This is a genomic window from Rhodococcus sp. KB6, from assembly GCF_001445685.1.
GTDB classification, from domain to species: Bacteria; Actinomycetota; Actinomycetes; order Mycobacteriales; family Mycobacteriaceae; genus Rhodococcus_F; species Rhodococcus_F qingshengii.
In genome coordinates this window covers 22,156-36,416 of sequence record NZ_LNAK01000021.1, presented here as the reverse complement: position 1 = coordinate 36,416, position 14,261 = coordinate 22,156, and the positions used below count along the sequence as shown (strand labels likewise).

The following is a 14,261-nucleotide window of genomic DNA, read 5'->3' as shown; positions in this document are numbered from 1 at the left end:
CACATACCTGTCAAAGCGTTGGTGTGCGCTGTAAGGAGTTTTCATGCTCGGCAGTACCTTGATCGAGGGCTACCCCCACCGGATGGGAGGTCATTGCGGGTCGGGCGCGATGCGGGATCTGATCCACTGGAATGGCCTGGGGTGGGACGGTCCGCCGGATGAGGGTTTGGTGTTCGCGCTCGGCGGTGCACTGGGGCTGTCCTATGTCCGATCGAAGGACCTGACTCCGCCGCTGTATCTGGTGGGACGGAACTCTGACTTCGAGATCGATCTCCCTCGCCGGCTCGGTGGCCAGGTCGACGTCCTGACTACAGACGATCCTGCCGAGGGATGGTCCTGGGTGGTTGACGAGATCGATGCCGGTCGACCCAGTCTCGTGTGGGGCGACATCGCTGAACTGCCGTACCTACGAGTCCAGTTGCAGATGAGCCGCCACGACATCGTTGTGATCGGCTACGACGAGGCCCAGGGCGTTGCCTTCGTCGTGGACAACGACCGCGCGGAGGTGCAAGAGGTCTCCCTCGCCGCATTGGCACGTGCTCGAGCATCGACGGCATTCCCTGAGCCGACCCGTCACCGCACCTACCGCATCACCTGGCCGGAGGAGTTGCCAGACCTGCGATTCATCGCGGCGGACGCGTTTCGCCAGTCCTCGGACAGTATGCGCCGGCCGTCTGAGCCTGGAATCGTCGATGTTGCGGAGACGGGAACCGAAGGCCTGGCCGCGGCTTCGCTTCTGGCGGAAGACGTCCAGACCTGGGGCGACCTCCCCGACGATGACCTCGAGGTCGTCCTGTATGGCCTGCGCGCATTCGTAGAGAAGGCAGGCACAGGCGGTGGACTGTTTCGCCGCCTGCTCGCCCAAGGGTGCGGCGATGTCGCACGTCTAACCGGTGATGGCGCGACAGCCGAGCTCGCGATCGCGGCCGGAAATTGTGCGCAAGCGTGGACCGACGCGGCACGGGTGGGAATCCAACGAGACGTCGAAATACGAGCCCGCGTGGAGAACGTGGCTGTGGCGGCCAGCAGCCTCCCCGAACTGGAGCTCAAGCTGGTCGAGTCCCTCGAGACCGCTGCGCTCTCGCTGAGACTTGCGGGTCGTTGACGGCCGACAGCCGGGTCTGTGCGTGGCGACACTGATCTCCGCGCTGACTGTCGAGCGAAGACACGCAGTGCTTACTGACGTGCAGGAAGAGCGGATTGCCGAGTTCGTTCGGGCGACTCGCGCCGATGTTCGAGTGGCATACGATCGGGTGCGCACAAGATCGCCCAGAACGCGGCCTTGAAATCGAAAGTTTCATCTTGGGCCCCTAGTGATTCGCATCGTTTGGCGGGAACACCGAAAACGGTCTGGTCCATAGAACTGGACAGACGTCTTTCGGTATTCGGCTCAAACGCGGGCGGCGAACCTTTAGGGGCTCACTGCTGCACACAACATGAGTTGTGGTGACGCGTAACCGAGTGGATTGTCGGGCTCAGCGCGTACTACAAAGGGCGCTGTAACCCAGATGCTCCTTCTCGCGGGCCCAGCCACTGCACTCGACGTGACACCGAAGTCGGGATGGCCGAGATCCGACTGCCTAGATCGCGACTGCTCAACGCTACCGAGGATGATGAAGCTCCTGTGTCTGGCTCTGATCGCCTGGAACGCCGTCCAAGGCCACCGACTCCTCATCGCCAATAGTCGCGATGAGTTCCAATGGAGGCGAATCGAACCGGTTCACCGGTGGCCCGATAGCCCCATCGTCGCCGGCCGCGACGCGTGTCGCGGCGGAACCTGGTTGAGTGCCACGCCTGTAGCCGACCTCGTCGACGATAATTAGCCCGATCTTGTCGTAGCCGCGCCAACTCAGTCGGCAGCTTTCCCTCAGCGTTAGCGGTTTTGAGTCTGACCAACCCAATCGACCGCGGGTAGCGAACGCCACCCGGTACCCAGACTGGGCCACCATTTCTCGGCTGAGCGAGGGCTGGTAGTCGAAGTTATACGCCTCCAATGATTTTTGTGTCGGGAAATCCTGCTGATCGGACCCTTGTTTGAGTTCCAGATGATTCGCTCGCCGTGACTTCTCTGGACAAGACGGCAGCGAGATAATCCTCGTGGCTCCATCCGTCGCTGCGGGTTTGCTCCGCCAGTCATTGCTGCCGATTCTCGAATACGGGGCGCTTTCAACGCCTGGGCGTTGTGTTCGAAGTCCTTGAGCGGATCCGCGCTTCTCATTTACTGCACCGCGTGACCATTACTTGTTGTTCCACAATGGAATTCAACTCCGAATGCACGGTCGTAGTCGCCCAGGTCCCGCATCAACCGATCCTGATCTTCGACGGCCTGCGTCGGGTTTTGGAACTGTTCTCGCAACTGGGCGGCCGATTCCACGTGCAGTGGATGATCAGTGACAGTCAGCCCCCGAGACCATCGCCGGTTCGTGTTCGGCCAGTGCTCGGCCTTCCCGAGTGACCGCTACCTAGCGTAGATCGGGCGTTTTCGTGGACTCGGACGTAGTAGTCGCGAGGCACGCGGATCTGCGAGCATGCGGCGGTAGACGGTGGAACCGGTGGCAACGGCTGTGAACGACGGTCGAAACCTGGTTCTGGCCCAATTTCCGTGATCGATTCTGAATACGTCAGTTGCTGAGGAGTATTCGTTTGCGGAGGAGGTCGAATCCGGCGCGCCCGTACATTTGCCGTTTGAGCATCTTGATTCGGTTCACGTGCCCTTCGACAGCACCGGAACTGTACGGCAGAGTCAGTCCATTGCGGACCGCAGCGTGGTCGGTGTCGAGCCCTCGGACGAAACGATGCAGCTGCGGCAGATCATCAGCCGAGACGGCCGATATCCACGAGTTCAATTGTTTCCCAAGGTGTTCGGTGAGCATCTCCGCAAACGATGCGACATGTCCTGCAGTTGCTTCGAGATGTGGACAGCCGGCGAGAACCTGCTTGAGTCCGATCTGCTCGTCGTCGGTGAGGTTGTCGGGGTGACGCAACATCCAGGAAGTGATTCGCCGGACCTTCGGAATTTGTTTTCTGGCTGGCGCCGCGCCGATGGTGCGCAGCGGTTTCAAATAGTCGCGGACGGAGCTGTAGCTGCCGCGATACCCCAATGCTCGAAGTTCTTCGTAAAGTGCAGCGGCGGAGGTGCATCCGTCGTTGAAACGCTCGTGCAGGTGGACGGAAAACCTGTCCAGCATAGTTGGCCGGCCGGCTCGCGGCGCTCCCAACAATTCATCGACACTGCTTGCGTAGTAGAAACGGCGGACGGTCTCCCTAGCCAGTCCGAGTTGCCGTGCGATCGTTCTGATTCCTATGCCTTCGTTCTTGAGAGTTGTGACCGTCTCGAAGCGATTCTTCGTGCGAACGGCGAGTATCGAACTCTCCTGACGGGTGGCGTGTACCTGTTCGGCGGCCATCCTCAGTTGCTCCGACGCGGTGCGTTCGATCGAAGGTTCAGGCTCTAACTCGGACTCCTTCTTCAGGCAATGGTGATGGGCTGCAACAGTTTTCTCCACTGCTTCGGCGAGGTTGTGCCATAGGTGCCAGCGGTCGGCGACCTCGATCGCATCCGGCGCTCCAGCACGGGCGGCTTCGGCATACGCGTCGGCGCGATCACGGCAGATCACCTGTGTTCCCGGATGTTCGGTGAGCCATTTGGTAACTGTTTTGGCTTTCCGGTTGGCCAGAACATCGACCGGACGGTGAGTATCCATATCGATCAGAATTGTGCCGTGTGAACGACGGTCGAAACCTAGTCCATTCCTGACGGACGAAAACTAGACCACGCCGATGTATTCATTGTGCCGCGTTGTCCGCTCTCACGGACGGCAACGTATCGATCCCGGTGTTCCTGAGTCGGTAACTCGCCCCTTTCAACGTCAAAACCTCTGCGTGATGGACGATTCGGTCGATCATCGCGGCCGCGACCGCCTGATCGCCGAACACGTCACCCCACCGATCTGGGGTTGGCACTTGTTCGTCTCCGTGGAAACCCGCAGCTCGCTGGGACTTCAGCATGTTTTCGCGTTCTAGCCTTCTCAAGCTGTGAGCGGTCTATATTAGGTGCTACCTTAATCGTTCAGGTGTGAAGAAGGTGTGCTGATGACCGAAGGTCTGCGGCTGATCCCGGGCAACGTCGTTCCGATAGAGTCGATCGAGTCAGATCCTGTTGTGTTCCAACGCAACTGCGTGGACGCCTTCGTCGCGTCCTGGCGAGCTCGGGGCTTCAGCCCAGTCACTATCGACAACGACATCGGGCTACTCGAGCGGACGCTGACGGCACTGGGCCGGCCGGCGTGGGAAGTCACCGCCGAGGACATCGACCGAGTCGTTGGCAGCCTCGCAGTCGCGGGCCGTGCTCCGTCGACTCGGCGGGAGTATGTGCAGATCTTCAAGGGATTCCACTGGTTCCTCCAGGTTCGCAAGGCAGCCGAGATCGAGGCCGTGTTCGGGGTGAAGCTGGTCTGCCCGGTGGATGAGTTCAACGCCTCCCGCCATGTCGGCGACGATTCGCCGGCGCTGGTGCCGCCTCCGACTCCGGAGCGCGTGCGGGAGTTCTTCGAGTTCATGAAGGCGCGCATCATCACCGCCCGAAAATATGGGCCGGCAGCTCGGGACTACGCGCTGTTCCGGACGCTCTATCATGCCGGACTGCGCTCGGAAGAGGCTGCGCTGCTCGACCTTCCGGATGTGCATTTCGATCGTGGTCCGTTCGGCAAACTTCATGTCCGCTTCGGTAAGGGCGCCAGGATGTCCGGTCCTCGGCCGCGATGGGTTCCGATGCTCGACGGTCTGGACCTGGTGCTGCGCTGGTTCCTGACCGACGTGCGGCCCAAGTTCCCGGACTCGCCGGTGTTGTTCGCCGCCGAGTCCGGCGGGCCGCTGCATCGTGGAACGATCCGCAACCGGCTGCGATATCTGATGGAGCTCGAAGGGCGCCCGCGTTCGGAGCGGTTCAGCCCGCATGCGCTGCGACGTGCGTGCGCGACCCACAACTATGAGCGTGGCGTGGATCTGGTTGCGATCCAACAGCTTCTGGGTCACTGGACCGTCGGATCGACGATGCGGTATGTCCGGCCATCGGAGACCTTCATCGAGGACGCGTATCGGCGCGCGGTGACCACCACCCTGGCCGAGCTCAGCGGAGAGGACGAGCGAGCGTGAGGATCAAGTGGCGACTGCGGATGGCCGCGGCCCAACGCGAAGTGTGGACCGGGACCGAGCTGCGCAGGCTACTGGCAGACAAAGCCGGGCTGGAGATGTCGGCGGCGTCGGTGTCGGCGCTGTTCACCAAGGAACCCACCCAGATCAAGATGACGACGCTGATCGCGTTGTGCACTGCCTTGCAATGCACTCCGGACGACTTGTTCGAGATCGACACCACTCCCGTCGAGCGTCCTGCCGAGCCGCCAATCCGACCGGCGCCGACGCAGCGCCAAGCCGTCAACGCCCGCGGCCGCTCGCTGCCGCCGATGTGACGCTTCGACCTGGAAGTCATTGCAGAACATGGGTAAACGCCAGCGTGACTGTGTCGAGTGCGGCGGACCGGTGGGCATCATCGGCCGCGACCTGTGCTGCCGGTGCACCGCCCGCGCCAAGGACGCGGCCGCCAAGCAACCGTGCCCTGACTGCAGCCGCAGTAGGGTGCTCGTCGTCGAGACAGGTCGTTGCGTGCTTTGTTCCCGCCGGTGCGCGCAGTGCGGTCACAAGGTCCGCTTCGCGGAGGCCGTGTTGTGCCGGGGCTGCCAACACAAAGCCGACCTGCAAGCTCGGCAACAGGACTGTCCGCGGTGCGGCAAACCCGGGTATCTGCGCGTGGACACCGGCTGGTGCGGTCACTGTTCGAGGCCGCGACCTTCGAAGAAGCCCCCGCACGTCTGCGTCGCCTGTGGCGTGTTGCGCCGCCATGCCGGCCGCGGCATGTGCTCGCGATGCTGGCAGCGCCATCCGGATCGGCCGCATGTGGCCGGCGAACATCTCCTAACACGTCTTGCCGACCCGCCGGATTGGCTGCCCGGCCTGATCACCTGTCTCGCCGACGGCTATTCGCCAGGCCGTGCGTGTGTGGCGGTCACCGAGCTGGGGCGACTGCTCGACGACGAGCACTCCAATCATCCGCCGTCCCTGCTCGATAGGGCACGCCGCTCAGGTCGTTCCATGGGTCCGCTGGCCAGATCGATGCAGGATTTCTTCACCGAACACGGGCTGGCGATGCCGACCGACCAGAACGAGCGACTCGCCGCCGGCCGTCGGCAACGGCGGATCGAAGCGGCCCCAGAGCCGCTGCGGCCGGCAATCGCAGGATTCGCCGAGTTCATGCTTACCTCCAGGGCCCGTGCTCGCCGGGCCGGAACACTGCCCCGCAGCGATTCGACCATAGAGGCCGCACTGGCGGCCGTTCGAGATTTCGCTTCGTTCTTGAACAGTGAACGCGGGAAACAAGATTGGGCGACCGTCGAGCTCGGCGACGTCGAGGCGTTCCTAGTTTCCCTGCCGAAGTCGCGCCAGCGAAGAATCACCGTGCTGCGCCAGTTTTTCCGATTCGCGCGCAGTCACCGTCTGGTCCTTGTCGATCCGACGAAGAGCCTGGACAGCAAAGAGGCCAAGGGTTTTCGTGGCCGGACGCTCACTCTCGAGCAACAGCGCCGGTTGTTCCAGCGGTGGACCACCGACCTGCTGGTGCATCCGCATGAATCCCTGGTCGGCATCCTCGCCTTGCTGCATGGCGCTTCCAGTCGCGAAGTCCGGCTGATGACCTGCGACGATGTTGATCCGATTCGACAGACCGTCAGGCTTGGCAAGCGACCGCATCCGGTCCCGATGGACCCAGCGAGCTGGACGATCGTGCAGCGCTGTTTGGCCCATCGCGCCTCCTGGCGAACCGCCAATCCGCACGTCATCGTCACCAAAGGGACCAAGGCCGGACGGTCACCCGCATCGGTCGCCTATCTGAGTCATGTGCTCGACGATTGCGGGTTCGGCCCACGGATGATCCGCTGCACTCGCCTTATCGATCTGGTCAACACCATGGATCCGAAGCTCGTCGCCGCGGCATTCGGCATGACCGCCGAGGCCGCCATGATCTACCTGGCAGACTTCGTCGACCCGACCCGACTGCCGAACCCGTGAAACTTCGGCGCCACTACGCACAGATTCGCGCGAACATGTGCGCTTTGGAGAAGGACTCGTTTGACGCGATCGCGACGGAATTCTTCTCCTCCCGTTCGGTCAACACCTGGAAAAGCAGCTCAGCACCTCGCTTGTCGAGTTCCATGTAACCGAGTTCGTCCAGCAAAAGTAGATCCACTCGGCCGTAGCGGGCGATCGTGCGGGCGAGTTGTTTCTCGTCGGCGGCTTCGACGAGCTCGTTCACTAATCGGGTGGCGAGGACGTATTTGACGCGGTAGCCCGCTTCGGCGGCCGCCGCGCCGAGCCCGATGAGTAGATGCGATTTCCCGGTTCCGGAGTCCCCGATCAAGCACAGGGGTTGGCCTTTGCGGATCCAGTCGCCGGTGGCGAGGGTGCCGATGGTGGCGGGATTGATGTTGGGGTTGGCGTCGAAATCGAAGTCGGCCAACCACTTTTCGCGAGGGAACCCTGCTCCCTTGATTCGCCGCACCACACTTCGCCGGTCACGGTCGTCGCATTCGGAAAGCAGCAACTCCGCCAGAAATCCGTAGTACGAAAGCTGGTCCTTGCGGGCGGCAGTGGCGGCGTCCGCGACGACGGCACGGATGGTGGGTAGCCGTAGCCGGCGGCAGGCTTGATCGACTGCGGCGGTGGCGGCTTCCTCGGTTAAACCTCGGCGGCGCAGCGTGGTGGAAACCGTGACGGGTGGACGAACCATGTTCGGGCCTTCTTTCACTCGGCTCGGGCGGCGGATGGGGCGAGATTGCGGCGTTCGGGGAGTCGCAGGAGTTGGTCGTAGTGATCGACCGTCGGTGCGGGCCGAGAATCGGCTGGCAGACCAGCGATGATCGCTGCCGGATCGGCGAGACGGCGTTGGGTCAGGCTGACAACGCGTTGCTCGCGGCCGTCGCGACGAGCAACGAGATGACGGCCTGAATCAGACCCACCCGCATCGACCTCCGATGATGCGTGTCGGCGGGCTTCGACCGCGACGACATCAGCGGTCACTGCACCCACGGTCAGCGCGGCTTCGATGCCCGCGATTACGTCATCGCTATCGATGGTGCGGTGCAGGAGCAGGACATCGATGAGTTGGCGGGTTCCGCCGGCGTCACCGTCGGTTTTGCGGGCCGCCGCCCAGAACGCGTCATGAGCGGCGGTGAACGTCCCGTTTCTGCGGGCTGCGGCCAAAGCGCTGGCCCCTGGCAGGGCACCGGGTTTGGTGCGCAGTACTTCCAGGTAGTGGTCGAGATCGAGGCTCTGACCGCCCCGGGCGATGACCCGTTGATGGCGAGCGATCGCCGCCCGTCCGTCGAAGACCACCACTTCCGATGCCCGCAACGACACCCGCACCTTCCTGCCGATGAAACGTGCTGGGACAGAGTATTTCGCCATCCGCACCGTGATCAACGCTGACCGATCGACCCGCGGTTCCAGCGACAATCCAGGATCGAAGCCCTCGCCTGGAACAGGGCGCAGAAGCGGTGCTTCGACGGCGAAGTCCTGCCCGACAGTGCGTATCCGGTCATTGATGCGCCGACTGTCGTCGGCGGTGTCCCAGCCGCGGATCTTCTCGTTGAGCTCATCGAGGGAGTCGACAACAGGCATCGGGGACAATCGGTTTCGGCGGAACCGGCCCACCTCGCCCTCTACACCGCCTTTTTCGTGCGCCCCGGAGATACCAGGCTGGCAGTAAAACGGGTCGAACCCGAAGTGCGAACGAAACAGCACCCACCGCGGGTTCTCCACACGAGCACGAGATTGCCCGTAAATCACTTTCTGCACTGCACTGGTCAAATTGTCGTAGCGAATGTGACGGGTCGGGACACCGCCGATCTCGTCGAACGCGGCGATATGACCTTCGAGGAACGCTTCCTGCCCTTGGGTCGAGTACACGCGGTGCACGGATTTCCCCGAATGCGAGAGCCGGAAGGCGAACATGTGGCATTTCGTTTTCACCCCGGCCAGGATCACCCATACTTCACCGAAATCGACTTCCGCTTCGGCACCGGGTGCGTGTTCCTGCGGGACGAATACTTCGATGCGGCGTCCGGCTTCGACGTCGATCTGTGCTCGCCGGACCCGCACGTAGTCACGCACCGTGGAATACGAAAGGTGCTGCGCTCCATGTTCGTCGGCCAGCCTGGCGAGGATTCGGCGGGCCGTGTGGCGTTGTTTTCGTGGTGCGTCGATATCGGCGGTGAGCATGGCGTCGATCGCGGCTTTGAACGGATCCAGTTTCGGGGAACAGCGCACCGGGATCTTTCTCGGTGGCGGCTCCGCTTGCGCCAACGCCATCCGCACCGTTGCCCGGCCGACCTGGTGGCGGCGGGCCAACTGCCGGATCGAATACTCCTCGATCCGGGCGTCACGTCGAATTCGGGCGAACAACTCCATTCGAGTCTCCATCACTGCCCTCCAGCAGTTGCTGGCATCCGAACAAGCCAGATGGCACCAACTCTGAGGTGGGCTCAGCTCAAACCGTCATCATCGGTCCGGCGAGTCGCAGATGGGTCTGGGTCTGGCCGTCACGGTGGTCTCGACTCAAGCTGTCATAAACAGATGTGTACCCGTCAAGTGCTATGTGGTGAGCGCGGTAGTACCAGAACCAACGGTCCGGGCCGACGCGCAGCAGCTTCGCGATTGTAAGCGGCTGGTCCGAAGATAGGGTCGCGGTCGACCATTCGTGTTGCATCCAGGAGGTAGCTGCTCCGACGGGATTGTCGAATCGGCGAAAGTCCAGCCTTTCGCCGACAACGGCGATGTTCACGTCGTCATGCAGTTCCGGGACACCGTCCGTCACGCGTAGGTGAAGGCCTGCAATACCGAATTCACGGTGAGCGATGACCGTTGCGGATTCCAGGCGGTCTGCGTCCAGTTCTCCGGTCAACTCGGCATACTGCGCAATGACGTACGGGGTTGTGGGGTCGAGCGTCTGCGCGAAATATAGAGACCGTTGCGCGGCCGTCAGTGACGTCATACTCGGGCCCGGATAACGACGATTTCCTTGATGTCCTGTCCAGGTTCGATGACGCGCATCGACTCGAGATATGTCCTGCGCGACAACTGGGCTGTACCGTCCCAGCTGTGTGCGGGGCCGATTCGCGGCTTCCGGTTGCATAGCGACGGAACGTTAGGTGGGGTCGCTATGACGAGGTCGTATCGACGACCGCGCAACAGGGGCAGGAGGCCCCCACAGCTGACGCGGATTCTGGCGCCATGGAACTGTCCGCTCAACCACGGGCAGACTGCAGCGCGGCGTGAGATGTCGGCAGCGAAAACTGATTCGGTGCCGGGACCGGCTGCACAGGCGTTCACAGCGCCACGACCGGAGCGCGGGTCGAGTACCTGGGACGAAGCATCCATGTGTTCGGCGAGTGCGGCATCCGAAATCAATCGGGTACGGCTTTGTGGTGCATACACTCCGGGGAATCGAATCATCACACTGCGCTCCTGTCGTCGACTCGCTCTAAGGGGATTTTTGCGCCTGTTCCTTCCGCACGGTCCTTGCTCCGCTCTCACCGATTCGATAGACGTAGCAAGGGGAGTTGTGTTCGAGCCGTTCACTTGCGTCGGTGGTGATCGGGACTAGGACCACGGTGACCTCTGTCGTCAGTGCAGGCAATATTTCGAGTCGTATGCGTGCATTCGGCCAGAGAACTGTACAGAGAACCAGAATCGCGGAAAGCGGAACGAGCACGACGACACAGCGGACGAGAAGTGGACGCGCCGACAATCCGCCGATCCTGGTCAGTCCCACGCAGACCAACGTAGGGAGCATTTCTTGGAGAGTTCTGGGGGCACGTGCTCGCGTGGATTCTCTTGCCGGAGTGCATTGCCGTCCCGACCTCGCGCACTTTCAGCCGGCTGCCGGAAGGATGAGTTCGAAGGCGGAGCCGACCCCTGGCGTCGATTCGATAATGACTTCGCCGCGATGTGCATGTGCGATCTCGCGGACCAACGACAATCCGATTCCGTATCGGCGCGAACCTGCAGGCTGCATCTCCCCATGCGAGAACCTGTCGAACAGAATGGGGACGACCTCGGGAGCGATCCCGATTCCGGTGTCGCTCACACGGACTTTGACCTGATCACGATCACGTTCGACACGGAGAAGGACGTGACCGCCCGGTCGCTCATGCGCCAACGCATTATCTACGAGCGCGAGAACAGCGCGGCGCAGAGCAGATTCGATCCCCAGGACCACAGGTTCGCCCGTACCCGACTCACTGGTTTCGACGGAGACCCCCGATTTCTGGGCGTGATCTGCGACGCTGCCGCGCACTTGCTCACAGACCGCCGCCATATCGACCCGATGCCTCGACTGTCGTCTGTCATCCATCGACGCCGCCATCAAAAGATCTTCGATCACTTCGCCCAGAGCGCGAGTGTCGTCGACCAGTCCGTTCAATTGAGCTACCAGCTCGAACGACTCGATCGAATTTCCTCGACGGGCCAGAAGTTGTGCGCGAGTATGCAATACGGTCAATGGTGCGCGGAGTTCATGCGACGCATCGGCGACAAATCGTCGCTGCAACTCGAGAGCCTGGCTCAGCGGCCTGATCGCACGCCGTGACAACAGAAACACGACACCCACGGATGCAGCAATACCGGTGATTTCGGCGAATCCGAGCGCCAGGAGAAGTCGCTGTCTGCCGGTTTCGTATGGCTCGAGTGCTGCGACAACTGCCACACGGCCTTCGGCGCCATCCGAGACGAGGGCGCGATAATTTTGAGCTGCACTGCTGAAATCGGTATAGCCGACCGGCGAGTCGAGGAGACCAGTGGTACCACGAGGTGCGCGTGGGCTGACAGCAACGGCACCATCGGCCGAGCGGAATGCGAGCGACATACCAGGGGGCGGATCATCCGCATCGTCCGCCGTCGCCGCAACCTCGGTCAGTGCAGAGCGGATTTGACGATCCTGTGCCCGCGCGTAGCCGAGGTACGATACGGCTCCCACGATCAACAACACGGCGCCCAGCGCGACGGCAGCCTGTATCGCCGCGGATCGGCCGGCTCGCCGTAGACGCGCCTCGTCGCCGAAGCCAGTGGTAGATCCTCGGTGGCCCTTGACTTTTCTGCGGCAGATCATTCTCCGAACCGATACCCGAGGCCGTGAACCGTTGCGATGACATTCCGGCCGAGCTTACGTCTGAGGTAGTGAACGTAGGTATCGACAGTGCCCGGGGTGTCTGCGCTTCCGAACACGTGCTCGAGCAGTTGGCTGCGAGAGAAGACTTGTCCAGGTGACGCGCACAGAAGTCCGATGAGTTCGCTCTCTCTTTCCGACAGTGAGGTCACCGAACCGGACGCCGTGTCCGTGGCTGTCCGGTTGGCGCGATCGACTTCCCATCTGCCGACGTGGATCGGACTGGCCGAGGCGCGGCGGCGAAGCAGGGCGCGTATTCGAGCCAGCAATTCGGGAATCTCGAAGGGTTTGACCAGATAGTCCTCTGCGCCGGCATCGAGCCCCTCGACACGATCAGTGAGGGCACCACGTGCAGTGAGGATCAACGCGGGGACGCTAGAGTCGCGTGCTCGGAGGGTCCTGAGTAACTCGACGCCGTCGACGACCGGCAAACCTCGATCGAAGACGAACACGTCGTATGCCCGTGTCAGCGCCAAATGAAGGCCAGCTTGCCCGTCGTGCGCGACATCGACATCGTGCCCTTCGTCCTCGAACAAGTCCGCGAGCAAGCCCGCTAGTTGCCGATCGTCCTCGACGAGAAGAATTCGTGGGTTCGGGGCCATGAGTGCGAGCCTGCCACGTCTGTTCTGAGAACTCTCCAAGATTGTGTCTGGATCGTGGACGTCAGAGCCAGCGAGGGGTGTTGCGCCGACTCACAGCGGCTTCACAGCGACCGTCCAGGTGTGTATCAGCACCGAGGCCGATTGTTGAGTTCTTCATCGAGCATTTGAGAGCGGGCATCAGATGAATACACCGGAAGACGGATTCCGAAAGGTACGAGCAGTCACCGGAACCCTCGTGGCATTGGGAGTGGTCGGGGTCATCGGCGGAACGGCCCTTGCTTACTCCGATACCCAAACGGTGGCGACTGTGACGACGGTCAACGACATCCCTTCCGCTAACTCGGGCGCGGGCACTGCCTCCACCCCGACGTCCACAACTGCAACACCGCGCCTGTCGAGCGGGAGTTCCGGCGCTCACGGCTCCCACGCTCGATCGGCCGGATCGTGACCGCGGTGTCGCCTGTCGCGAGGTCGGAGTGGACGTTATGGGGAATCGAGGCGTCGATAGTGGTGACGGACCCTGAATCTCTCCTACCGGCCAGGTTGATCGTGGACGAATACCTAAACCGAATAGAATTGGCATGCAGCCGATTTCGCGATGATTCCGAGATTCGGCTGATTGAGAATGCCCGAGGTATCCCGGTCGAAGTGAGCAGCACTCTCGCACGCCTACTCCGAACAGCGCTTGATGGCGCCCGGATCACAGAAGGCGCGGTGGATCCAACCATCGGGGCGGCGATGATCGCACTCGGTTACGACCGCGACTTTGCACTGATCGAGGGCCGGGAGGTACCGATCCGAACGTCATTCGTCTCGAACCCACTGTGGAGTTCGGTCCGACTTGACGGGCAAACCGTCACTGTCCCGGCCGGTGTTCAACTCGACCTTGGAGCAACAGCGAAGGCGCTGGCGGCGGACGACTGTGCACTAGCAGTCAGCGCGAAGCTGAATTGCGGAGTGTTGGTGTGTCTGGGAGGAGACATCGCCACAGCAGGCCCGTCACCCGACGGTGGTTGGACAGTCCTGGTGCAAGACGGCGACGACGCTCCTGCCAGTAACGTCGTTCTTCCTCCGGGAGTGGCCGTCGCCACCTCGAGCACCAGGAAGCGCCGGTGGTCGCAGAACGGTCGAAACGTGCACCACATCATCGATCCTCATAGTGGTCGCAGTGCAGATGGCACATGGCAGACGGTCACTGTTGCAGCCAACAGTTGCGTGTCGGCCAACCTCGCAAGTACTGCGTGCGTTGTACGAGGGTTTGCCGGTGCGCAGGAGCTCGAGATCGAAGGTTTGCCGGCGCGGCTGGTGGGCTCGTCGGGTGAGATCCGTCTGCTGAACGGGTGGCCGTCAGATCGCGAGATCGTCAGTGCCAGGGAGGGTTTATAGCC

General features: G+C 62.1%; 15 protein-coding genes and 2 pseudogenes. 9 read left to right on the top strand and 8 right to left on the bottom strand.

Annotated elements, in window-relative coordinates; all coding sequences use genetic code 11:
- Positions 1-43 precede the first annotated feature (43 nt).
- From ASU23_RS04110 to ASU23_RS04095, 3 genes are all read left to right on the top strand, one after another.
- A complete protein-coding gene (locus ASU23_RS04110) occupies positions 44-1,105 on the top strand; it encodes a BtrH N-terminal domain-containing protein (protein ID WP_058037349.1) in 1,062 nt (353 codons plus the stop codon).
- A gap of 403 nt (positions 1,106-1,508) precedes the next feature.
- Positions 1,509-1,823 carry an NRDE family protein gene (locus tag ASU23_RS35260; protein WP_082661330.1) on the top strand — a complete coding sequence of 105 codons (315 nt, stop codon included), beginning with the start codon at positions 1,509-1,511 and terminating at the stop codon, positions 1,821-1,823.
- Between the two features lie 431 nt (positions 1,824-2,254).
- Positions 2,255-2,455 (top strand): hypothetical protein, encoded by a 201-nt coding sequence (locus ASU23_RS04095; protein ID WP_058037346.1) that lies wholly within the window; start codon positions 2,255-2,257, stop codon positions 2,453-2,455.
- A gap of 166 nt (positions 2,456-2,621) precedes the next feature.
- Here ASU23_RS04095 and ASU23_RS04090 read toward each other — a convergent pair.
- Both ASU23_RS04090 and ASU23_RS33190 read right to left on the bottom strand, forming a co-directional pair.
- Positions 2,622-3,719, bottom strand: a pseudogene (locus ASU23_RS04090) (ISL3 family transposase); the annotation flags it as partial.
- Positions 3,720-3,786: 67 nt separating this feature from the next.
- Positions 3,787-3,948 (bottom strand): annotated as a pseudogene (locus ASU23_RS33190) (ATP-binding protein); the annotation flags it as partial.
- Here ASU23_RS33190 and ASU23_RS34190 point away from each other — a divergent pair.
- From ASU23_RS34190 to ASU23_RS04080, 3 genes are all read left to right on the top strand, one after another.
- Positions 3,886-4,023 (top strand): hypothetical protein, encoded by a 138-nt coding sequence (locus ASU23_RS34190; protein ID WP_172827015.1) that lies wholly within the window; start codon positions 3,886-3,888, stop codon positions 4,021-4,023. The pseudogene ASU23_RS33190 and the gene ASU23_RS34190 overlap by 63 nt on opposite strands.
- A gap of 69 nt (positions 4,024-4,092) precedes the next feature.
- Entirely contained in the window at positions 4,093-5,154 is a 1,062-nt protein-coding gene (locus ASU23_RS04085; protein ID WP_050655551.1) for a site-specific integrase, read from the top strand.
- Positions 5,151-5,468 (top strand): helix-turn-helix transcriptional regulator, encoded by a 318-nt coding sequence (locus tag ASU23_RS04080; protein ID WP_050655421.1) that lies wholly within the window; start codon positions 5,151-5,153, stop codon positions 5,466-5,468. The genes ASU23_RS04085 and ASU23_RS04080 overlap by 4 nt, the downstream gene beginning before the upstream one ends.
- A gap of 16 nt (positions 5,469-5,484) precedes the next feature.
- On the opposite strand, the gene ASU23_RS34710 is transcribed toward ASU23_RS04080, so the two are convergent.
- On the bottom strand, positions 5,485-5,829 hold the full coding sequence (locus ASU23_RS34710; protein ID WP_231915142.1) for a hypothetical protein: 345 nt from the start codon (positions 5,827-5,829) through the stop codon (positions 5,485-5,487).
- Positions 5,830-5,952: 123 nt separating this feature from the next.
- Between ASU23_RS34710 and ASU23_RS04075 the strand changes: the two genes are divergently transcribed.
- Complete coding sequence (locus ASU23_RS04075) at positions 5,953-7,119, top strand: integrase (RefSeq protein WP_238587954.1); 1,167 nt, start codon at positions 5,953-5,955, stop codon at positions 7,117-7,119.
- Between the two features lie 13 nt (positions 7,120-7,132).
- Here ASU23_RS04075 and istB read toward each other — a convergent pair whose 3' ends face one another.
- The 5 genes from istB to ASU23_RS04040 all read right to left on the bottom strand — a co-directional run bounded on the left by istB (position 7,133) and on the right by ASU23_RS04040 (position 12,873).
- Positions 7,133-7,837, bottom strand: a complete 705-nt coding sequence (gene istB, locus ASU23_RS04070) for an IS21-like element helper ATPase IstB (RefSeq protein ID WP_058037388.1) — start codon at positions 7,835-7,837, stop codon at positions 7,133-7,135.
- Between the two features lie 14 nt (positions 7,838-7,851).
- Positions 7,852-9,528 (bottom strand): IS21 family transposase, encoded by a 1,677-nt coding sequence (istA, locus tag ASU23_RS04065; protein ID WP_058037344.1) that lies wholly within the window; start codon positions 9,526-9,528, stop codon positions 7,852-7,854.
- A gap of 67 nt (positions 9,529-9,595) precedes the next feature.
- On the bottom strand, positions 9,596-10,099 hold the full coding sequence (locus tag ASU23_RS04060; protein ID WP_058037343.1) for a condensation domain-containing protein: 504 nt from the start codon (positions 10,097-10,099) through the stop codon (positions 9,596-9,598).
- An 879-nt stretch (positions 10,100-10,978) separates the two neighbouring features.
- On the bottom strand, positions 10,979-12,214 hold the full coding sequence (locus ASU23_RS04045) for a cell wall metabolism sensor histidine kinase WalK (RefSeq protein WP_058037341.1): 1,236 nt from the start codon (positions 12,212-12,214) through the stop codon (positions 10,979-10,981).
- Positions 12,211-12,873: a response regulator transcription factor gene (locus ASU23_RS04040; RefSeq protein WP_058037340.1), complete on the bottom strand. Its 663-nt coding sequence runs from the start codon at positions 12,871-12,873 to the stop codon at positions 12,211-12,213. Before ASU23_RS04040 ends, ASU23_RS04045 begins: the two co-directional genes overlap by 4 nt.
- A 181-nt stretch (positions 12,874-13,054) precedes the next feature.
- Between ASU23_RS04040 and ASU23_RS04035 the strand changes: the two genes are divergently transcribed.
- Positions 13,055-13,321 (top strand): hypothetical protein, encoded by a 267-nt coding sequence (locus tag ASU23_RS04035; RefSeq protein ID WP_058037339.1) that lies wholly within the window; start codon positions 13,055-13,057, stop codon positions 13,319-13,321.
- Entirely contained in the window at positions 13,318-14,259 is a 942-nt protein-coding gene (locus ASU23_RS04030; RefSeq protein WP_058037338.1) for an FAD:protein FMN transferase, read from the top strand. Before ASU23_RS04035 ends, ASU23_RS04030 begins: the two co-directional genes overlap by 4 nt.
- Positions 14,260-14,261 lie beyond the last annotated feature (2 nt).